General features: G+C 38.3%; 22 protein-coding genes. 11 read left to right on the forward strand and 11 right to left on the reverse strand.

What is annotated here, in order from left to right; translation table 11 throughout:
- Positions 1–77: 77 nt before the first annotated feature.
- The 3 genes from MB14_RS13295 (at position 78) to MB14_RS13305 (ending at position 3759) form a co-directional block, all read left to right on the forward strand.
- The gene (locus MB14_RS13295) at positions 78–1640 is read left to right on the forward strand and encodes an FMN-binding glutamate synthase family protein (protein ID WP_062592351.1); all 1563 of its coding nucleotides are present in this window, start codon (positions 78–80) and stop codon (positions 1638–1640) included.
- A gap of 506 nt (positions 1641–2146) precedes the next feature.
- Positions 2147–2653 carry an energy transducer TonB gene (locus MB14_RS13300; protein WP_062592352.1) on the forward strand — a complete coding sequence of 169 codons (507 nt, stop codon included), beginning with the start codon at positions 2147–2149 and terminating at the stop codon, positions 2651–2653.
- Positions 2654–2778: 125 nt separating this feature from the next.
- A complete protein-coding gene (locus tag MB14_RS13305; RefSeq protein WP_062592354.1) occupies positions 2779–3759 on the forward strand; it encodes a GSCFA domain-containing protein in 981 nt (326 codons plus the stop codon).
- A 129-nt stretch (positions 3760–3888) separates the two neighbouring features.
- Here MB14_RS13305 and MB14_RS13310 read toward each other — a convergent pair whose 3' ends face one another.
- Positions 3889–6132 carry a Tex family protein gene (locus tag MB14_RS13310; RefSeq protein ID WP_062592356.1) on the reverse strand — a complete coding sequence of 748 codons (2244 nt, stop codon included), beginning with the start codon at positions 6130–6132 and terminating at the stop codon, positions 3889–3891.
- Between the two features lie 174 nt (positions 6133–6306).
- Between MB14_RS13310 and MB14_RS13315 the strand changes: the two genes are divergently transcribed.
- Together MB14_RS13315 and MB14_RS13320 are read left to right on the forward strand one after the other, a co-directional pair.
- The gene (locus tag MB14_RS13315; RefSeq protein WP_511476714.1) at positions 6307–6897 is read left to right on the forward strand and encodes a phage lytic cycle repressor MrpR family protein; all 591 of its coding nucleotides are present in this window, start codon (positions 6307–6309) and stop codon (positions 6895–6897) included.
- A 50-nt stretch (positions 6898–6947) separates the two neighbouring features.
- Entirely contained in the window at positions 6948–7739 is a 792-nt protein-coding gene (locus tag MB14_RS13320) for a hypothetical protein (protein WP_062592360.1), read from the forward strand.
- Positions 7740–7891: 152 nt separating this feature from the next.
- Here the strand turns inward: MB14_RS13320 and MB14_RS13325 are convergent, their stop codons facing one another.
- Positions 7892–8335 carry an SRPBCC family protein gene (locus MB14_RS13325; protein WP_132643988.1) on the reverse strand — a complete coding sequence of 148 codons (444 nt, stop codon included), beginning with the start codon at positions 8333–8335 and terminating at the stop codon, positions 7892–7894.
- Positions 8336–8430: 95 nt separating this feature from the next.
- Here MB14_RS13325 and MB14_RS13330 point away from each other — a divergent pair, with 95 nt between their 5' ends.
- The 6 genes from MB14_RS13330 (at position 8431) to MB14_RS13360 (ending at position 12945) form a co-directional block, all read left to right on the forward strand.
- Complete coding sequence (locus MB14_RS13330; protein WP_044634128.1) at positions 8431–8859, forward strand: winged helix-turn-helix transcriptional regulator; 429 nt, start codon at positions 8431–8433, stop codon at positions 8857–8859.
- 180 nt (positions 8860–9039) lie between these two features.
- Positions 9040–9564, forward strand: a complete 525-nt coding sequence (locus tag MB14_RS13335; protein WP_132643987.1) for a hypothetical protein — start codon at positions 9040–9042, stop codon at positions 9562–9564.
- A gap of 157 nt (positions 9565–9721) precedes the next feature.
- Entirely contained in the window at positions 9722–10612 is an 891-nt protein-coding gene (locus MB14_RS13345) for a hypothetical protein (RefSeq protein ID WP_132643986.1), read from the forward strand.
- Between the two features lie 126 nt (positions 10613–10738).
- A complete protein-coding gene (locus MB14_RS13350; RefSeq protein WP_132643985.1) occupies positions 10739–11473 on the forward strand; it encodes a DUF6438 domain-containing protein in 735 nt (244 codons plus the stop codon).
- 224 nt (positions 11474–11697) lie between these two features.
- Positions 11698–12261 (forward strand): hypothetical protein, encoded by a 564-nt coding sequence (locus MB14_RS13355; protein ID WP_062592373.1) that lies wholly within the window; start codon positions 11698–11700, stop codon positions 12259–12261.
- A 180-nt stretch (positions 12262–12441) separates the two neighbouring features.
- Positions 12442–12945 (forward strand): MepB family protein, encoded by a 504-nt coding sequence (locus MB14_RS13360; RefSeq protein WP_062592375.1) that lies wholly within the window; start codon positions 12442–12444, stop codon positions 12943–12945.
- A gap of 117 nt (positions 12946–13062) precedes the next feature.
- On the opposite strand, the gene MB14_RS13365 is transcribed toward MB14_RS13360, so the two are convergent.
- The 9 genes from MB14_RS13365 to MB14_RS13405 form a co-directional block, all read right to left on the reverse strand.
- Positions 13063–13557, reverse strand: a complete 495-nt coding sequence (locus MB14_RS13365) for a hypothetical protein (protein WP_132643984.1) — start codon at positions 13555–13557, stop codon at positions 13063–13065.
- A gap of 254 nt (positions 13558–13811) precedes the next feature.
- Positions 13812–14975 carry a sensor histidine kinase gene (locus tag MB14_RS13370; RefSeq protein ID WP_062592380.1) on the reverse strand — a complete coding sequence of 388 codons (1164 nt, stop codon included), beginning with the start codon at positions 14973–14975 and terminating at the stop codon, positions 13812–13814.
- Between the two features lie 2 nt (positions 14976–14977).
- Positions 14978–16072 carry an FIST signal transduction protein gene (locus MB14_RS13375; protein WP_062592382.1) on the reverse strand — a complete coding sequence of 365 codons (1095 nt, stop codon included), beginning with the start codon at positions 16070–16072 and terminating at the stop codon, positions 14978–14980.
- Positions 16073–18061, reverse strand: coding sequence for a PAS domain-containing sensor histidine kinase (locus tag MB14_RS13380; RefSeq protein WP_062592384.1), 1989 nt, complete (start codon positions 18059–18061; stop codon positions 16073–16075).
- Complete coding sequence (locus tag MB14_RS13385; protein WP_062592386.1) at positions 18054–18593, reverse strand: heme NO-binding domain-containing protein; 540 nt, start codon at positions 18591–18593, stop codon at positions 18054–18056. Before MB14_RS13385 ends, MB14_RS13380 begins: the two co-directional genes overlap by 8 nt.
- Positions 18590–19009: a response regulator gene (locus MB14_RS13390; RefSeq protein WP_062592765.1), complete on the reverse strand. Its 420-nt coding sequence runs from the start codon at positions 19007–19009 to the stop codon at positions 18590–18592. The genes MB14_RS13385 and MB14_RS13390 overlap by 4 nt, the downstream gene beginning before the upstream one ends.
- A 195-nt stretch (positions 19010–19204) precedes the next feature.
- Positions 19205–20473 (reverse strand): OmpA family protein, encoded by a 1269-nt coding sequence (locus MB14_RS13395; RefSeq protein WP_062592388.1) that lies wholly within the window; start codon positions 20471–20473, stop codon positions 19205–19207.
- Between the two features lie 134 nt (positions 20474–20607).
- Entirely contained in the window at positions 20608–20901 is a 294-nt protein-coding gene (locus tag MB14_RS13400; RefSeq protein ID WP_062592390.1) for a DNA-directed RNA polymerase subunit alpha C-terminal domain-containing protein, read from the reverse strand.
- A 10-nt stretch (positions 20902–20911) separates the two neighbouring features.
- A complete protein-coding gene (locus tag MB14_RS13405) occupies positions 20912–21514 on the reverse strand; it encodes a hypothetical protein (protein ID WP_062592392.1) in 603 nt (200 codons plus the stop codon).
- Positions 21515–21527: the final 13 nt, after the last annotated feature.

Here is a 21527-nt window from a genome sequence, read left to right on the forward strand (position 1 = left end):
ACAACAAAATACCAGTCATTAAATTTAAATGCTGATAAAGAAATACTACTTTGACTAAAATCCACTTAATTGTGATTATGGAGTCAATTCAATCTTTTCTTGCTGCAGTGCCTTGGTGGGGCTGGGTTTTGTTTTTCTTGTTCATCCTTTTCTTAAGAGATATTATTCAGCGTAAGCACACGATTACGCATAATTTTCCAATCGTTGGGCATATTCGGTATATGCTCGAAAAAATTGGCCCAGAACTGCGACAGTACATAGTAGCTAATAACCGCGAAGAACTCCCTTTCAACAGAAGTCAGCGCACGTGGGTTTATGCCTCTTCAAAAAGGCAGAATAACTATACCGGATTTGGCTCAGATCAAGACCAGGCCTCTCCTGGCTTTGTGTTTATCAACCCTACCATGCTACCCTATAAGCCAGCACCTAATCACCCTAATGTTACTCAGGTAGACTTAATTCCCTGCGCCAAAGTAATGGGCCTTTATAATAAAAGAAGAAGGCCTTTTCGACCTAAATCCATCGTTAATATTTCAGCCATGAGTTTTGGCTCTTTATCGGCAAAGGCCATAGAATCGTTGAACAAAGGTGCAAAAAAGGCAGGCTGTTATCATAATACTGGTGAAGGCTCATTGTCTTATCATCATCAGCATGGGGCAGATATCGTCTTCCAATTTGGCACTGGTTACTTTGGGGTAAGAACCCCCGAAGGCAATTTCGATATGGATAAAATGGTGAAATTGGTTAACGACTATAAATACATCCGGGCCATAGAAGTTAAACTTTCTCAGGGTGCTAAGCCTGGCAAAGGAGGCGTTTTACCTGCATCCAAAATCACCAAAGAAATTTCCGAAATCAGACATGTACCAATGGGTAAAGATGTGATTTCGCCATCGACCCATACCGCTTTTAGCACCATTCCTGAATTGTTAGACTTTATTGAAGACATTGCTAACAATACCGGCTTGCCAGTAGGCTTTAAATCGGCTGTGGGAAAACTAGACATGTGGGAACAATTGACCGACCTGATGGTAGAACGCAATATTGGTCCTGATTTCATTTCCATTGATGGCGGTGAAGGCGGTACAGGAGCTGCCCCTCCGGCCTTTGCTAATCACGTAGCACTACCTTTTGTTTTTGGTTTTGCTCAGATTTATCAAATGTTTAAGCGTAAGAACCTGACGGATCGTGTAGTATTTATTGCTTCTGGTAAATTAGGTTTTCCATCCAGCGCATTAATGGCCTTCAGTATGGGAGCCGATTTAATTAACATAGCCAGAGAAGCCATGCTTTCTATTGGCTGTATTCAGGCGCTCTCATGCCATACCAATACCTGCCCAGCAGGCGTGGCTACTCAAAATAAATGGCTACAAGCAGGAATTGACCCTACCCTTAAATCGGAACGCTTTTATAACTACGCCAAAACGCTAAGGAAGGAAATCTTAGAGATTACGCACGCTTGCGGCTACGAACATCCTTGTCAATTGGAAATGACAGACGTTGATATGAGTATGGGCGATAATAATTACACTACTACCCTTCGCCAAATCTACAATTATGAAAAAGTGCCTGTTGACTTTATTAGTATGCAAAATTTGATTGAATGCGAGCATTTGGGCGGTAGAGAAGATAAGGCTTAATCCCCTATCAATTTCTTCCTCAACAACTTCTAAGATCGCTAAAACGAGATGTCCCTATTTTAAAAACGAGATGTACCAAAAATATGGTTGAATATTGCTTATACTAGTCATTTGGCTGTTATTTAAGGCTAAACTTTTAAGCCCAAAGCCCCGAGCAACTCACATTTAAAGTATCTAAGCAACCAAAATTTTAATAAAAAACAATAATGCCAATTCTGTTTCTACTTTAACAAAAGAATCATAACATACTCTATATCAATCAACAACAAGAATTTCATAATTTTAAAAGTGATTTAAAACTTGTTTAAAGAAGCACAATTAAAATAAGGTTAATCTAACGTTTTGGTACATATCGTTTTTCACTAAAATTTATAAAACACTAATAATCAAATAGTTAAAATTACCTGTTTGGTACATGTCGTTTTGCCTCCCTTACTAACAAAAACAACTAAGTTTATTTGCTATTAACTATTAAAATAGTTTACTTCGGATAAAACTTAGTTACTATGAAAAAATCAACATTATTACTTGCTGCGTTGCTATTCACAGCACTCTCATGTTCCGATGAGGACATCAGCCTTGAATCGATTGATGAAGTTGGCCAAGTCACCGGTGTTGCTGGTGTACAAAATTCAGATGAGGTTTTTCTTATTGTAGAAGAGCCGCCTACCTTCCCAGGTGGAGCAGATGCTTACAGAAGACACCTTTTGACCAACCTTAAATATCCAGAACAAGCCAAAAAACAAGGAATTGAAGGAAATGTTTTTGTGTCATTTGTTGTGACTACCGAAGGAAAACTAGAGAACATTCAGGTTATTAGAGGTATTGGTGGAGGTTGCGATACCGAAGCCGTTCGTATGCTCGAATTGTCTCCTGATTGGATACCTGGCAAACAACGTGGCAAACTGGTAAATGCCCGAATGAGTTTAAAAGTTGCTTTTAAATTATCTGGGAGTGATACTAAAGTGGATGACGATTCTCAAGCCATCGTAAAAGCACTTTCTAGCCTATAACAACACCTCTTTCTGTCAGAAGAGTGAATGGTCAAGGTCAAAACACTTGGTCAAGTAAATGGGAGTCTCTAAAGCGGGCTTCCATTTTTTATTTTTAGCCATTCTTACATTGGTTATCTTTGGCCATGTTCAGAACCGAATTAAGCCCGAAACCCTCTTCTCACAAAATACAGTTATCAAATCCATTGATTTCGATTGGCTCCTGCTTTGCTGACAATATTGGGAAGAAACTCTCTCAACATAAATTCAAGGTTGAGCATAACCCCTTCGGTATCATCTTTAATCCCCTCTCCATTTTTGAATTGATAGAAATGGCACTGGATGAAACTCGACTTCCAGAAGACAGTTATTTGGTTCGAGATGGAATTCACTTAAACTACAAGGTGCATTCTGAGCTGTATGGAAAGTCTCAAGAGCAGCTAGAATCTCATATTAACCGCCAGCGAAACCGACTTACCAAAGTGCTAAAGAAACCGACTACCATCATCATTACTTTGGGAACAGCTTGGGTATACGAAGAAAAAAAAACACAAATGCTGGTAGCCAACTGCCATAAAACTCCCGCAAGTCAATTCAATAAAAGACTGTTGAGTTCCGAAGAAATTTCAAGTGCTTTTATGTTGTTGAAAGAACAGCTTCATGCGCAAAACCCTGAATTGAAATTCATCCTTACGGTCAGTCCTATTCGGCACGTAAAAGACACGCTAGAATTGAATATGGTGAGCAAAAGCATTCTAAGGCTGGCTTGCCATCAGATTAGCACTTATGCCGATGATGTAGATTATTTCCCTGCCTATGAGCTCTTAATGGACGATTTGAGGGATTACCGCTTTTATGAAAAGGACATGCTGCACCCTAATCAATTGGCCCAAGAATACATTTGGGGAAAATTTATGGATGTTTACTTCGACAAGGAAACGAAAGCTTTTATTAAAAACTGGGGCGAAATACGCAGCGCCATGAAGCACAAGGCATTTCACCCCGAATCTGATGCACATCAGAAGTTCCTTCAAAAAACCATTGAAAAGCTAGAGCAACTTAAAGGTTTGGTGAAGGTGGATAAGGAGCTGGAGAAGCTTCGTAGTCAGTTAAGGGCTAATAGTTAGGAGTTAGGAGTTAGGAGTTAGGAGTTAGGACGAACTTTTTTACAAAAAATGAGTTCCCTAATTCACTATTTTTTTCCTGATTCACTGATCAACTGTCTCCCCTTATAACCAATAACTAATACCCCATAACTACCCCCCAAACTTCCCCCTCAAAGCAGCCAGCTTACTGGCCATATCTCCTTCTGATTCTTTTTGAACTTTGGCTTTTGGCTTAGCCCTTTCGCTCTTCTTTACCTGAGGTTTTGCTTCGCCTTTCATTGAAAGGGAAATTCGTTTTCGGCTAGCATCTACTTCCAGAACCGTAACCTCTACCCTTTGCTGAACACTGACGATATCGGCAGGATTGCTCACAAATGTATCGGACAAATGGCTGATATGAACCAAGCCGTCCTGATGCACTCCAATGTCTACAAAGGCACCAAAGTTGGTCACGTTAGTCACAATGCCCGGCAGCTTCATGCCCGCCCTTAGGTCTTCCATGCTATTCACACCCTCCATAAAACTGAAGGCTTCAAATTGTTCCCTAGGGTCACGACCTGGCTTGGCCAATTCGCTCAAAATATCCTTTAGGGTGGGTAAACCAATTTGATCGGTAATGTACTTTTTCAGGTCGATTTGCTTTCTCAGCTCTTCTTTCTGAATAAGATCTGTAACCGAGCATTTCAAATCCTTCGCCATTTGGCTGACAATGGCATAAGACTCAGGGTGTACCGCACTCTCGTCCAAAGGGTTAGCCGCTCCGCGAATACGCAAGAAACCAGCCGCTTGCTCAAAGGCTTTTTCACCCAAACGGGTTACATTTTTTATAGAGGCCCTGTCCTTAAACGGACCATTCGTATTTCTATATTCTACAATATTCTTAGCCAGCTGTGGCCCCAAGCCCGCAACATAAGTCAGCAATTGCTCAGAAGCCGTATTGACTTCCACCCCAACGGCATTTACACAACTCATCACCACATCGTCCAAAGAATGCTTTAATGCGCCTTGATCTACATCGTGCTGGTATTGCCCCACTCCTATGGACTTTGGGTCAATTTTTACCAATTCCGCCAAAGGATCCATCAGCCTACGACCAATGGATACCGCTCCACGCACGGTAATGTCTTCATTCGGAAATTCATCTCTGGCGATTTGCGAAGCAGAATAAATAGAGGCGCCACTTTCATTTACCATCACCACGGTAATGGATTTTGGCAGCCCTAAGTTATTTACAAAAGTTTCTGATTCACGGCCCGCGGTTCCGTTGCCAATGGCGATGGCTTCGATATTAAATTTCTCGGCCAAATGCTTAATGGTAGCGCCCGCTTTGGCGGTTTGTCTTTGTGGTTCGTGTGGGTAAATGGCTTCAAAATGAAGCAATTGCCCTTGTTTGTCTAAACAGACCAATTTACAGCCCGTTCTAAAACCCGGGTCGATGGCCATTACATTTTTACTGCCCAAAGGAGCGGCCATCAGCAGTTCTTTCATGTTTTTAGCAAATACCTCGATGGCTTCTTCGTCTGCTTTTTTCTTGGAAATCATGCGCAGCTCCGTTTCCATACTCGGCTGAAGCAAACGCTTATAACCATCTCTAATGGCCAATTTCACCTGTTCTGCACTTTGCGTATTTCCTTGTATCAAGTGTCGATCGAGCAGTTCAATCGCATCCTCTTCTGGCGGAACGGTATCCAACATCAAAAACATTTCGCTTTCGCCCCTGCGCATGGCCAAAACACGGTGCGAAGGAGCTTTGGCTACGCTTTCCTCCCAGTCGAAATAATCTCTGTATTTCTGCGCTTCTTCTTCCTTACCCGGATACACACGGGCTTTGAAAACGGCTTTTTCTTGAAAGAACCTACGCATTTTTGCCCTAACCTCCTGATCTTCATTGATCCATTCGGCCATAATATCACGCGCACCTTGTAAGGCTTGCTCAATATCTTCTACCTGCTTTTCAGCATCTACAAAGTCAGCGGCTTTGGTGTATGGGTCGGCATTGATTTGTTCAAAAATAAGTTTGGCTAAAGGCTCTAGTCCTTTCTCGCGGGCAATGGTAGCCTTGGTTCTGCGCTTTGGTTTATAAGGCAGGTAAATATCTTCTAAGCGGGCCATGGTTTCGGCCTCGTTTACTTGTTTTTCCAGCTCGTCTGTAAGTTTTTCTTGCTCTTTTAGCGACTTTAAAACCGCTTCTTTTCTTTTGTCCAATTCGCGCAGTTGCAAAACTCGATCACGAATGGACGCAATTTCAACTTCATCTAAACTGCCGGTTAATTCCTTTCTGTAGCGGGAAATAAAGGGCACTGTACCTCCTTGGTCCAAAAGTTCTACAGTGGTGGCTACTTGTTTTGGGTTGATAGAAAGCTCTGTGGCGATTCGCTGAAAATGTACTTGCATGTATTTGGGTTTTTAAAGGCGACAAAACTAAACAAAGATGAATTGCGAGAAAGGGTTTGAGGGGAAAAGATGTGCCCGAATTTTAAATGAAAAATTAACCATTTAAAGCGAAAGCCAAAGTGACTCAAGTCAATAAAATTTTACTTTGAGAAAGTATTAGGCGGAAAAAGAAAGTTGTATTTTGTAGAACGTCCGAGACAAGAACAATCACTTCCTACGGTATGCAGTGTAGAAGAAATACAAATGATCTTGTCAAACGTAAAAAACATAAAACATAAGGCCATTTTGAGTACCATTTATTCTGCTGGCTTAAGAATCAGTGAGGTTATTAACCTACCTATCAAGGCTATAGACTCAGATCGCATGCAAATTCATATAAAAAATGCTAAAGGCAATAAAGACAGATATACCATTCTATCAAAAAAGGTTTTAGACTTGTTAAGGGAGTATTTCAAACAGGAAAAGCCGCACTATTGGCTATTCGAGGGGATGGGAAGCACTAAGGAAAAACCTGTGCAATATTCTTCGAGAAGCATCCAAAATATTTTAAAAGTAGCAATAAAGAAAACGGGAATTAAAAAGCATATTACAGTGCATACCTTAAGACACAGTTTTGCTACACATTTATTAGAGAATGGAACAGATTTGAGGTATATACAAAACCTGTTAGGGCATAGTAACTCAAAAACCACAGAAGTGTATACCCATATTACCACCAAGGGCTTTAACCAGATTGTTAGCCCTTTAGATAAATTAGATATATAAAAAATATACGCAACTAGTTGCGCATACAGACACGTTGCCGCACATTTAAAATGACAGAAACAGAAGCCATAGTATCAGCAGCAAAACATTACTGCATTGACAATTTTAGATATTGGTCGGACAGGTATCAAAATGAAAGGACAGGTAATGACTTTCCTTACACCTACACAGACAATGACTACAATCTTTTCCCGAGATACAATGCTCTAAGTGCGATTAGACAAGGAATAGAATACTTCACAGGACAAGAGTTTCAAGATATAGAAACTTGTAAGCAAACTCTAAAAAAGACCGGACAGGAAAGCCAAAGCCATTTTACAGAAAATACCAATAATAAAATTGGACGAAAAGCAATTCAAGAAGAGCGCGACAAATTCGTGCAATTTATTGAAAATATTGACAATTCCGTTTTAGAAGCTATTGAACCACTACCATACAAAAGGAGGTTAAAAGATGACGAACGAGAGACAATACGTCAAGTATTAACAGATAAATGGAGAGTTGACGGGTATTGGGTGCCATTAATAGAAGTAAGTTCCGAACTGACAACTTTATTTATGAATAAAGAGAATTTGACGGAAACGGACGAAAAGCAGATAGTTAACTTCATTAAGCAGAAAGCTGAAGGAAGACTTTACGAAATCACAGAAGAACAACTCGATTATGAAATTGCCCATAGCGAATTTGACATTGACTGTTATGAGACCTTCTATTGCGACAGAACCTTTGATTGGCTTGTATATGGTTCACACGAAGGTACAATTGCTTTTGGTGGCAAAGAATTAATCGACTTTGTCCAACAAGTTTTTGCGGACAGAAAAGAGATGATTAATAATTGGTAAAAAAGAAAAAACGATGCGGCAACAAAGCATATAGCTTATGGCGGGTGAAGTGCTAAAATCAAAGCTTTCGGCTCTTAATCTAGTAGGTCTCGGGCGGACAGGAAAGTGCTTCGAAAACCGCCACAAGCCATATGCAAACCGTTGTGGGTAATTTAAGAAAGATGAGGCATTCCAGTTCCAGTTTCAACAAAACTCTTTAAACTTTGAGTTACAAATCTTTCCCAAGCAGGAAAACAAATCTCATAACAGTTTAACTCGGGAACTAATCCATTATGTGCGAAATTTAGAATTGTTGCGTTTTGACCTTTATCTTCCAAAACCCATTCAACAAAAGTTCCTTCCCACTCTTTTTCAATTCCTTCATAACCATTGTGAATATGTTTAGCCTCAATACATTTCCATACTATTTTTCTATTAGGTTCAAATTCGGAGATTTTAAACTTCCAATAAGTACTATCAAAACTTGTTGTGAATTCATCACCAACTGAAGAAACTGAATTATCTGTATTTCCCCACCATTTTTTGACGTGTTGTGAAATAGCATTGAATACTTGTTGTGTAGTTCCATTAATCGAAACCATTGTTGTGTATGACATAATTTAATTTTAAAATATTAATAGTGCTTGCGAATTACAAGTGCAAATATATGAAAGTACTTTTATTTTACAAGTGCATTTTTATATATTTGCATATGAAACAGATTGAAAGAAGGTCGGACTGTCCAATTAGCTTATCGCTTGACATTTTTGGAGACAAATGGACTTTACTAATTTTAAGAGATTTTATTTTCTTTAACAACAGACACTTTAACGAGTTAGTAACAGTTGAAAAAATATCTACAAATATTCTTGCTGACCGATTAAATCGACTACTTGAAAATGATATTGTAAAAAAAGAAGTTGATAGGAATAATAAATCTTCATATCTGTATTCGTTAACAGAAAAAGGAATTGATTTAATTCCGATTGTTATTGAAATTTATAAATGGGGAGCAAACAATATTGACGGAAATAATGCTAATAGTGAATTTAAAAATGAAGTGAATTCTAATTTTAATAAAGTGACATCGGAAATAGTTGACCGAATAAAAACTACCCACAACAACGTATATAAAACATAGCTATTATAGGCTTTCCGAGAGGTTAGTATATATTTGCTGAGACCGCCAAATTTTTAAATTTAGCTTTTAGTAAAATAAAGATAAAAATTTAAAAATTCGGCTTGTGTATAATCCGAAAGGAAAGCGTCTTTTTACACGCTACGTTTCATATACAAACCGTTGGGTGGCATTAAAAAGACAATGAAGAATCTATTAGTATTAGCGACAACCTTGATACTTCTTTTTACAAGTTGTAACCAATCGGACGACATGAATATTAGCGACTATGTTGACCATTGGGAAATCAATACAACCTTTAAAACATTCGAAAATTCCACTCTTGACATTGATACTGTTGAGAATGAATACAAAATTGCAGAAGGACACAATCAAGTCTTCATCGTAACGACTGAGAAAAATCCAGTATTCAAGGAAGGAAAGGAATTGACGGACTTATACAGTACTAAATCTCTACTCATAGAACTCGACACTTTAGATAATTTAGTGACACCAGAGAATCCTTCTAATTCAAGACTTTTTCAGCAACTAATTGCTTTTTCTCCAGACTATGGAATAAACCCATTAGACAAGGAAGAGAAAATAACATTTACGCGTAACAATAAAAATGTTTGGACAATTGAATCTGATATTTACGACTTTGTTTTTAGGGGACAACTTGATTTTTCAACTGAACAGTCGTGGACGAACACTATAAATGATTATTAAAAAGAAAAAAACGCCACCCAACAATGGCTAAGAAAACATAGGCCAAGTAAGGCTTTCAGAAAGGTTCGTACATTTAGTAAACTTCGGTTTCGGTGGACAGGTAATCGCTTCGAAAGCCTTACGTTTCTTAGCCGGGTCGTTGGAGGTAATTGACTGCATGAGAGCAAATTCACGAATAGATATTTTAAGGTCTCCCTTATTCCTCTTAGGACTAGCAATTCTTCTACTGAACGATTTCGTTCTCAAGTACGAATATTCGAACGTGCTAACTGGAAAACTATCCGATTTTACAGGGCTTTTCATCTTTCCAATCTTCTTTTCTGCATTGTTTCCGAAATATACCAGGATCATTTATGGTTTGACTATTTTAATATTTGGCTATTGGAACTCTTCCATATCTCAAGGGCTAATTAACTTTCTTAACAACTCTGCAATTCACGTTGGTCGAACTGTAGATCCAACTGATTTCCTTGCTTTTTCAGTTATGCCATTCTCGTTCATATATTTCAAGAGCCAAATTGCACGCCTAAGAAGGAGAATCATAATTCCGACCGGAACTGTAATTGGAGCAGTTGCCGTTTTTTCATTTGTTGCAACAACACTTCCTAAGCAAAGTGCCGAACTCGGAATTGGATCTAATAAAACCTATACACTTGAATTGGATAAGACAGAGTTTTTCGGAAAACTTCAACCAGGATATCTATTAAGCGATACGATTGAACTCAATCTTGTCGATTCCTTATTCTATTTGTACTACTATGTTCCTGATATCAGAGCTGATATGTTCGTACTTGCGAACATTACTGAACAGGATGATAAAACGATAATACGACTGGACAATTTTTTAACGGGTTCGGTAACAGGGAGCCTCTTTTCTGGTGTGGATGAGGATGATCTAAGAGCAGTTGAGAAAGTTAATAAATCCGAACATGAAGAATTCTTCCAGAAGTATTTCATTGGTCAACTCCTGAAACCTACCAACGAATCAAGAGGACTGTACTACAACAACAAAAATATTTACGATGAAATCCAAAGGAGGTACGAATAACTACCTCCAACAGGCGCTAAGCCCAATCGACTTACTTAGTTACTTGCAAAGAGCATCTGAAACCGATACTTTTGAGATATTTAAAAGGCTAAGCCGACTGTGCTTAGCTTGTCGTTGGCTGTAATTATGACAAAGTTTACCCAACTAATTTGCGGACTTCTGATAGTCATTTCGTGTACATCGACAAAGACTGACGAGAAAAAATGGCTTGAAGCAGATTGGATTTTTGTTCGTGATTCCTCCAATTATTTCGACTTTGACCCAAGATACATTGGACTAAGATTTCGAAAAGACACGTTGATAACAATTTCTGACCTTTGGTTAACTTATGAGGGAAGATATTCAGTGAATGGGAATGAAATTCAAATATTTGACGAAGACTCAACGAATTTTCAAATAATAAAATTAACGAAGGACTCATTAATGCTTTTAGGTTACACCGACACATTAAGATACTACAATCGAGCTCTCGAATTTGACAAAGACCTAAGGTTTCAAAGAATTACTCTTCAAGGTGGAGAATGCTTTGGTGAATGCCCAGAGTTTTACCTAACAATGGACGACAAAGGAAATACAGAATTTAAAGGACTTGAAAACAGTAAATTTCAAGGGATAAAGAGTTATTCAGTTGACGTTGAAGCAAAACACCGAATTGACAGCTTGTTTAAATGGTCAAATATTAAAAATATCGACACGACAGACTATTATGGTTCCGAAGACGGCTGGCGTTTAACAATCACGTTCCAGTACGGGGACAATGAATTAAGAAGAATAAGAGGGACACATAGTTCAATGCCACATCGTTTGAAAGGAATCATCAGGACTCTTTTAGACGACTTAAGAAAAAGAGGATTGGTGTAAACAATAACTACCGGCAATCGAGTAGACGGCCGTGAGCCATAAGCCCACGGTGCGCCTCCCGATACTTCGGGACACACCACCTGCCGTACGGGTCTTCCCGAAACGAGTTCGGGACAGGCTGTACTTGGCGGTTCATTGAATTTGAGGTTGCGTTTTTAAGTAGTAATCTTGCCCTACGGGACACTGCTCAAATACAAACCGTTGTGGTTTATTAAATAAAACATATGAAAGGTAGAAATAAAGACTTCTTAGTGGGAGGTATATTTTTAATCCTGACGATTACCTTCATCATAATTTCAATGACTCACAAACCTTTCTTTGATTGGGTTTTTGAACGACACCATAATCAATGGAGTTGGTACCTCAGACCATTATTTTTACTACCATTTTGTTATTTCGCTTATAAAAAAAGCTTTGCCGGAATGATGATTTCGATTTTTGCCTTGTTCACAAGTATGTTTTGGTTTCCCAAGCCGGAAATTGCGAGTGAAAGCGTAATGGATTTTTTAGAATTTGAGAAAGCGTATCTGTACGGTGAATGGAACATGAGTAAACAACTACTGACCTTAACAATCCCTATTTCATTTATTGCTTTAGGATTGGCTTTTTGGAAACGAAGTGTAACAATAGGTATTGCGGTTGTTGTTCTTATGGCCACAGGTAAAATGGTGTGGAGTATTCAAAATGCGGGTGAGTCGGGAAAATCAATATTGATACCAGCGATTCTTGGCTTATTGATCTGTTGCGGTCTGATTTTCTATGGATTTAAAAGGTTGGAAAAAAAATAACGAAATGCTAATTGAATAGACTACCTCGCCAGTTATAACTATCGATGTGCGCACCAGTCTGCCAGCAGGCCTTAGATGTTTATGCTGCAGCTCCGGCAAAGGCACAACTACCTAGGAGTCTTCCCGAAACAAGTTCGGGACAGACTGAAATTACCGAGTCAATATCTTTATTTCAATCAAATGCCCATTCCAAACCTCAAAACCATTAAAGACAATATCTACAAACCTTTGGGTTTTGAACTCACCAACTTTGAAGCAGAAAAAGAAAGCCAAGAATATGGAGCCTGCACATTCCTGCTTAATGGTTTACAGATTGTGAGTAGAAATGCGAAGGTCACCCCTACTAAAATTGGGCAGTTTGTTACGCTTTGGAAACGATTGAACAATGGCCCAATCCAGCCTTTTGATACTTCGGACCAAATCGATTTTGTAGTCGTTAATGTGCGTTCTGAAAATCAAATTGGCCAGTTCATTTTCCCCAAAAAAGTATTGATTGAAAAAGGCGTTTTCTCCACTGCTTCCAAAGAAGGAAAAAGGGCCATTCGGGTGTACCCTTTATGGGACAAGCCCACGAGCAAACAAGCCCTCAAAACGCAGCAATGGCAATTGGATTACTTCCTATTGATTGATGAGGGCGGTCAAACGGATATACAACACGCTCAAAAACTGTATTCAAAAGTTTAAATCTACACTGGTCTTAGGTACTGTCTTAAAAAGCAAGCTAATACTAGTAGTGGAGTAAAACAATTTCTATAACGTTAAATCCAGAAGCGTATTCATTTTATAAATATGCTTCTGGATTTAAATATCTGAAAGTGTATATACTACATCAAAGGTACCTGAGGCATTAAGTTCCTCAGACTCCTCTAATAGCTTGTAAGAAAAGTTAATCTCCGATTTCTGCAACTCTCCTTCAGAACCTAAAGGAAATAATGCAAAATCAACAGGGCTACCTATTTTAATCTTTTGATTATCATGAAGTATACCTGAGTTCTTAGAGTTATCCGTTAAAGCCATTTCCAAATACTGGTTTGTTGGTGATGTTCTATTTGGTTTAACTTCTACCTGAAGGTTCCTAACTTTGTTAAAGTCATCTCTCAACATTACTGACCCAGTGTAACTTAAAGAAACTCCATGTAAATTTTCTTGAGTAATATTTGATTGATTTTGAATTTCTAACGTGGCCAATTCTGGTAGAATAACTACGAACTGATGCGAGGCGAAATTATTCTGAGCCAATAGACTTTGAGCACTTAAAACACCTACTACAAACAGAAATGACATGACTTTTCTCATAATAATATTTTTTTTTCAAAGATAAGATATAATCGTTGAAAAGCACATGTCTATCGGTTAATTACAATCATCTGTGGATAGGACAGAGTTATTCGAGCGCACTTATTTATTAACAGACTTTTTGAATTCCGGAAAATCGTTAAAGGTTCTACCTTCAGAAATAGAGCAGAATTGATTAATAGCTCAGAGCCAATAATGTGAGGAACAAAACCTAGGTGCGATACACCCAATAGATTTATAACAAGAATCGGAGCCTAATTTACTGGCAGCGTAAAAAAGAAAGTCGTACCGAGGCCTTTTTCTGATTCCAGCCAAACCTTCCCTCCGTAGGAGTCTACTATTTTCTTCACTACAGAGAGTCCTATACCTGAAGATTTTTGATTGCCATCAAGGCTCTGAAAAACCTGAAATATTTTATCGAAATACTTCGCTTCAATGCCCATTCCATTATCCTTTACATAGAACTCATTACCTTCTTCAACCTTTCTGGCTCCAACTCTTATTTGGCAGAAGGGCTTGTCACTGTACTTAATACTATTTTCTATGAGGTTCTGAAATAACTGATGCAGTGTGAATAAATTACCCTGAATGGTTGGCAATTCAGTTTCCACTTCAATAGAAACATGGGCTGGAACCTTAATAGAAGAAATAGTTTTGGCCAGTAAATCAGATAAATCGACTGTTTGATTACCTGTGTTTTCTTTGTCAATTGTTGAATACTTAAGTATGCCATCAATTAAGCTATCCATTCGTTCCAGATTGTCGCTTATAAGGCTAAAAGTTTCTATTCCTTTTTCGTCAATGAGGTTTTCATAATCTTGCCTGACCCAAGTTAAAAGCGTTTCAATGTTCCTGATGGGAGACTTTAAGTCATGTGAAACCACATGTGCATAATCACTCAATTCTTTGTTTTGCTTCTCTAAATTATGCAGCAATATTTCTCTTTTTCGGAACACGTCAGAAGCTTCAAGAGAAACCCTAAACTTCTCAATAATCGGAGACAATTGATTGATTTCCATCTGCAGGAAGGCATCGCGCTTTGATCCGTATAGAAAAAGTAGCCCTTCATCTTTTAGATTAAAAACAGCCACTGCCCCACCATTTAGCTGAAATGGTGCAATTTTCTGAATATCATCAGTAATAGGTGAAGAGAAATTATCACCTCTATCGTGCAGTTCCTTCACTATGCATTTATCGCTATTCATTACCTCTAGTTGGTGTTTTTCCGGTATTGAATAAGTGATTTTGCACTCTCCTTCTCTTTGGGTGTAAATCCAGCAAGAGTTTAGGTCTTTTCTGGCCATAATGAGCCTTAGTAGTGAATTGCAATTCTCTTTATAGTCGAATGATCTTCCAATGGCCATGGAAAACTCATACAACTGTAACACGTCCATTACATTCTTACTGAATTGATCCATGTTTATTCGAATAAACCTACAACCACGGTTTTATTAAACAACTGTAGATAACCATCACCAAAGGAGGATATCTCTCCCAAAGTAAGAGCACCTTCTATAGGCATACATTCACCACTTGCATTGAGTTGGCTTGAAATAGCCTTTAGTTCTCTTTCATAATCCTCTTCCAAAAAAAGCACTCTCGAAATGCAATCACTTAAATATGCATGTTGGGGGTTTTCAATTTTGCCCATCACATCTTTAGCAGCTTCCTTCGCGGCATTAATCAAGGTTTCAGCGTCTCCATTGAGAATATCCACTACCGTATTTTCAATCACTTCTCCAATACAAATCAATTCACCCTTCTCGTTTACATCGATTGGGTCTCTAACCACATATTCAGAGCTATCCTTCAGAATTCCAAAGGGATATGCTTTGCTGATCTCAAAGAAATTATCATGTGTAATTTCCTTTTTACCATGCTCCTCAACAATGGCCTTGTACACATCAAAAGCATTTTGCCAATTGATCTGTTGAATAACGTTTCTATCTGATTTGGTGACTATGTATGGACCAGAAACCTTTTGCCAACCGTGTTTCACACCTAAGGCCATTTTTGAAGAGGCAATCAAACCAACGGCTGCATCTTGAAAAACGCCATCTTTATTAAAAACCGAAGGGATTTGTTTTAAAGAAAGGCTACCTGTTCCTGCACCGAAATAAGCCAAATCACCTCCGTAAATATTATAAAGCCGTTCGAGGTAGAGCGAAAGATTCTGGGTCAAGCCATCGGCAAAGGTGAATAAAAAGTGCTTGGATGCGTCCAGCTCGAAAGCCTCTGGCTGAAAGTCAAGACCATCGAGACCTTTAACCAAAAAGGTGTGTTTTACATTAGAAAAACCACTAATCACAATTCCCTCATCATACACCTTATTGGCTGAAATAACTTTAGGAAATATGCCTCCAATAAATTCTACACCAGCCCCATTTAGTGCTTCAATCAAATCTGTAAGACTAATTGAAGTGGCTTCTGCCACAGAAATCACCACCGTTTTTCCTTGGTAATTGGCCTGAATTTTTTCCAGCACTTCTTCGCTTTGAATTGTATTGATATACATTTAATGTCCGTTTTTCTTAAGTTTTACATAAAACGTGGTGCCCAGCCCCTCTTCACTTTGTAGGCTTATTTCACCGTTATATTGCTCTACAATCTTTTTTACTATACTGAGGCCAATACCCGTTGATCCATTTTTACGAGAAGAATCCAACGACTGAAAAATGCCGAAGATTTTTTTATGATAGCGCTCCGGAATACCTATACCATTGTCCTTTATGGCAAACAGATAATAATCTGAGGTTTCTTTACAACTAATTTCTACCAAACCCTTTGGCTTATCTATGTAGTTAATAGCATTGCTTATCAGGTTTTGAAAAAGCTGCTGAATGCGCATTTCATTGGCGAAAACTGTGGGCAAGTTGTTTTTAATTTCAACCTTTATATGTGGTGGGATATATATTAAGTCAATAATGTTCTGAACAACTTTATGAATTGAAACAGACGTTTCTTCTTCAGAAGAACGTTCTATTTCAGAATAGGTAAGAATACCATTAATCAGGTTTTCCATTTGTTCTACCGTACCTTCAATCAAATCGAGGTTCTTACTCCCTTTTTGCTCAATTATATCACTACAATCTTCTTTAATCCAGCTTACTAAAGCCGATATACTTCTTAGTGGCGACTTTAAATCGTGTGATACTACATGTGCATATTCCTTCAATTCTAGGTTACTTTTTTCCAGCTGCTCTAATAATTGCTGCTTTTGTTTTTCGGCACGCTCCTGCTCAGAAATATCCTCCAGCATAACCACTTGGTACTTAATTTCGCCTTTAGCATCACGCACTGCACTCACACTTGTTTTAGCATACAGAATATGGCCATCCTTTTTTAAATACCTTTTTTTCACTGTGAACATACTTAGCTCACCTGACATCATTCTCTTGAAATAATGGCTTGACTCTTCAGCATCGTCAGGGTGGGTAATATCTTGAAAAACCATAGTTTTAAGTTCTTCTTCGGAATACCCCATCAAATCGCAAAAGGCTTTATTTACTTTGGTAAGAGAACCTGCGTCAGATAATGCAACTCCCAATGGAGAGTTATTTACGATTATTTCTAACTGCTCTTGTTGCTCTGCCAATAACTCATTTTTCTTAGATTCTTCGGTAATATCTTCCAAAATGGAAAGGCGATATTTAGGTTTTCGATTCTCGTCAAAAATGGTGGTAACATTCACCCTTACCCTAATGAGTCCGCCACCTTTACGCTTGAGCAACTGTGTAAAAACAGCGTGCACCTTCTGCCCCAACTCCATATCGGCTTGCAGTTTTTTCACCTCTTCCATATCAGATTGCCTGATTAACTGAAGACTGTTTAGCTGCTGCACTTCTATGGCCGAATAACCAGTCATCCGTTGAAAGGCCTCATTAGACTTAATAATCTTGCCTTGTTCGGTGAGCACTATACCAAAAGGGGCGCTATTGAAAATGGTGTATAGTTCAGCACTTTGTGATTCAATAAGCTTTCTGGCTTTCGACTCTTCGGTGATATCGCGCACAATACCTTCAGCAGCAATTGGATTATTCTGTTCATCATAAACAATGCTGGAATTAATATGTACTAGTTTGTATGTGGCATCTCTGGTATATACTCTAGAAACATAATCTGTATAGGTGCCTCGTTTTAACAGCTCTTTAAAGGCATTTGCTGTGTAGAGATAATCGTCTCTATACACCAAGTCCGTAGCATTGATTAATTCTGTTTTGGGGTTATAACCAAAAAGTTCTACCGCTGCATCGTTCATTTCCAGCACATTGCCCTTAAGGTCTATTTTTACATAAGCATCTGCTAGGCCTGAATAGTTTTTCCTGCCTTGATTATAGTCAAGCTCTTTAGGTTTTTCTCGAAGAGATGCTTGGGCAATTTTGAGTTTTTGCTGAAGCTCATACAGTTCAAGTGATTTCTCTTCCAGAATCTTCTCCGCTTCGTTTCGGGCTGCTTTTTCCCTGGCCAATGCCCTTTCTAATAAGTGTATCTTATTATCAGTCATGTTGAATCATAAACTTTACTTCAGTTCCATTAGACTGAATCATTTTCAGCTCTATTTCACATTTTTCATGATAATGATCGAAGGTCTTTCTTATTAATGCTTCGGCAAACTTGTAGAGCGCTCGCTTTGAATGATAGATCATTTCCATCTGGTTTGGCCCTATCTCTCGTACTTCGAAGGTCGGCAACTCAGCATCAGGATATATCTTCCTCACCTGTACGTGAATATGTCCTTCCACAGAATGAAGAAAGGCCACCGGACTATTATACTGTTTGAAGATGTGAGGATAATTTGTTTCTAGGTAGCCGAAGAAATAAAGGCCATACTCGTAAATGAGCTTTTCTGCCGGGATAGCAGTTTTTTCACTTAAATGACCAATCAACTGAAGCATTTCCACAAAATCATATGTGCCAATAGAGGTATAAGCTCCTTTCGACTTCAAGTCTGAGCTCTCCACAATATAATCCACCATTTCAAGCCCAAACTTGGTTTCTACCATTTCTAGAAACTCAGTAAAAACAATCCCTTTCATACCGTTATTAATTGATTAATATTCCAATAAGATAGCACCTTATCGATTTTATCTACATAGTCATCGTATTTAAGGGGCTTAAGAATGTAACCAGCTATACCCATACGGTAGCACTCTAGCACATCTCTATGGTTGTTTGAAGTAGTTAAAACTATTGTAGGAATAAATTTCAACCTCTCGTCTGATTTAAGTTTTTGAAGAAACTCAAGTCCGCTAATCCTGGGCATATTTAAGTCCAGAAATATTATATTAGGTACAATGTCCTTTTCTTCTAAAACATGAAGAGCCTCTTCACCATTACTTGCTTCTATAATTTTGTTGGTGAAACCCAATTTAGTAACGGTTCGATCGAACTTCATTCGTTCAATCATATCATCTTCTATAAACAAGATGCTTGGCATTGCTTTTTGAGCCATTTTGATAAGTTCTAAGAGTGTTGAAGTGTTAAATTCTAAGTCTAATGACCAAAAAATATGAGTCATATGCTTAGTTAGTCTGTTCAAAATCAACTATTGATAGACGAAACGCAATTAAGTGTCGATGAATGGTTTTCACCGACACTGTGTAATTACTCTCTAGTTTGTATGTTTAATAAACGAAGTTAGGAGACTTCAATTTTTAACTACACCCTCTACCTGCTTTTGAAATTGTATCTCAACTCTTCTATTTCTAGCTCTGCCTACAACTGAACTGTTATCTGCTAACGGATTTCCTTCACCAAACCCGTTGGTTGACATTCTCGAAGACTCTACTCCTGCCTTAACTAGATACATTTTAACACTTTCTGCTCTTTTGGCTGACAGGCGTGTATTAATAACATCACTATCTACACTGTCGGTAAACCCACTAATGATGAGTGTAATCTCTGGGTTTTCTTTCATTAGCTCAGCTAACGACAGCAGCTTTTCATGATACAACTTCTCTACCTCAGCACTAGCAAACTTAAAGTGAACTATCTTAATTGGAAGCTCCAACTGCGGGCAACCTCCATCAATCCCTGCCTTCTCTGGGCAAGCGTCTAGACTATCTTCAATTCCGTCTCCATCAGTATCGGGACAGCCTCCAAACTCCTTCAAACCAGCTATTTCTGGACATTTATCTTCTACATTGATTATACCATCACCATCATCGTCTGGACAGCCGTTCATGTCTCCAGCCTCTAGCGGACACTCATCATCTTTATCGAGTACACCATTGCTATCAGTATCTGGATAAGGACATCCATAATTATCCTTTTCTCCATATTCATTCGGACAAGCATCGTTTTCATCCAAGACACCATCTTTATCGGAATCGGGCTTATTGCTAACGGAAAAAGATAAGCCGAGAGAAAACCTCTTAAAAGTAGCTTTGGCATTTCTATTCTCACCCACCTTAGCCACTAATTGTAAATTGTCAGTAAACCTATATGCCATACCAGCTGCTAAAGGGATAGAAACACTAGCTCCATTGTCTGTTTCAATTAGACTTTCATTAAAATAAGCCAAGCCTAATCCAACTTCTACAAAAGGAGTAAGCCGAGACTCTTCCTTTAAAAGGAGGCCGTTATTAAACTTAAACCTTCCAGCCAAACTAAAAGCAGCTAAGTTTGAGCGAACTCTGTCGTTGGCTATAAGCTCCTGTGTATTATTAGTATAATCTAATACTTTCCCCATCGAGACTTCTGCATTAAGGTTAAAGGATTTATTGAGATAATGACCAACTCCTATGGAAAAGGATGGGTTGTCTATCTTAAAAACATTTTCTATCGGGTGGTTTAATAATGAGTTATACTGATTGTTATCTAAAGTGATGGATAACCAAGTTTTTTGATCATTAAATTGAGCAAAACAAGGCAGTATAATTACTGATAGTAATGTTATAATTAAGAGCTTTTTCATGGCTTTTTGCTTTTAAGGTTTATCAAACTTAATCGCAAAAAATAGGCTATTACGGCCAACCTAGGTAGACTGCAGATAAGTGTCGATGAATGTAGTTTCTATTAAGGCAAGACAAAAAAAATTAATCGTGGTAATCAAGGCCTTAACTTCAACCCTCTCTCTTCTAATTCATTTATGATTTCTAAGACAGTTTTGGCACCACAATGACGTAATTGACGCAAATCTTCTTCAGTTATCTTTCTAACCAGTTGATCCCAAGTTTCTATACTGTTTTCCTGTAGTACTTTTTTGCACCGCTCCGAAACCTGAGAGTATTGTACACTATTTGTTTTATGTGCCCTTTTTTTAATTAGCACCATTTCAACCTCTTTCTGTAATACACCAAGCTCTTCTAGGCTTAGTTTTTCAAGAATTTCAACACCAATCATAAGCTCATATTTAAAGTACACTACCAAGCACGGTATAAACTATTTCGAAATTTTCGGTACCAGAAACTGCTAAAGAACTGGCTTTTACCCTAAACTGAACCGGTATGTTTGTTCTACAACCAATGAATTCAAACACTTTTACAGCTCTCCTGCCCGAGTTGGGAAGTTCGATGTACCCACCACCTCTCCAAGGATATAAGTTTCTGGGGCCAAGAAGAGGTGAAAGCAAAAGATCATATGCAATAAGACCAGGGTACCGATCTCCTGCATTAAAGAATGTTTTAGCTTCTATTACCACATTCTGAGGAGCATTATTGGTATGCATGTAAACTGAAAAACGAAAAATATTAGCCCTACAAGTAGCTTCAGAATCGATCAAACCTAAGGTAAGTGGATCTAATAATGGGTCTAGAATATAAGAAACAACGTTTGTGTCTATCTCTGATTCAAAGCTGACGACATTATCGTCCTCACCTGCTTCTTTTACCAAATCGTCAATAGTTTGTGTAATACTCGAAGCACCTGTAACATTAAGTGTACCAGGTAAAATCTGACTTCTCGCTTTAGATATCGAAGCGTTAAGGAATAATATGATTAGTATATATCTTTTCATAACTGTTGTGTTA

The organism is Roseivirga ehrenbergii, assembly GCF_001593005.1.
In the GTDB taxonomy this organism is placed as follows: Bacteria; Bacteroidota; Bacteroidia; order Cytophagales; family Cyclobacteriaceae; genus Roseivirga; species Roseivirga ehrenbergii.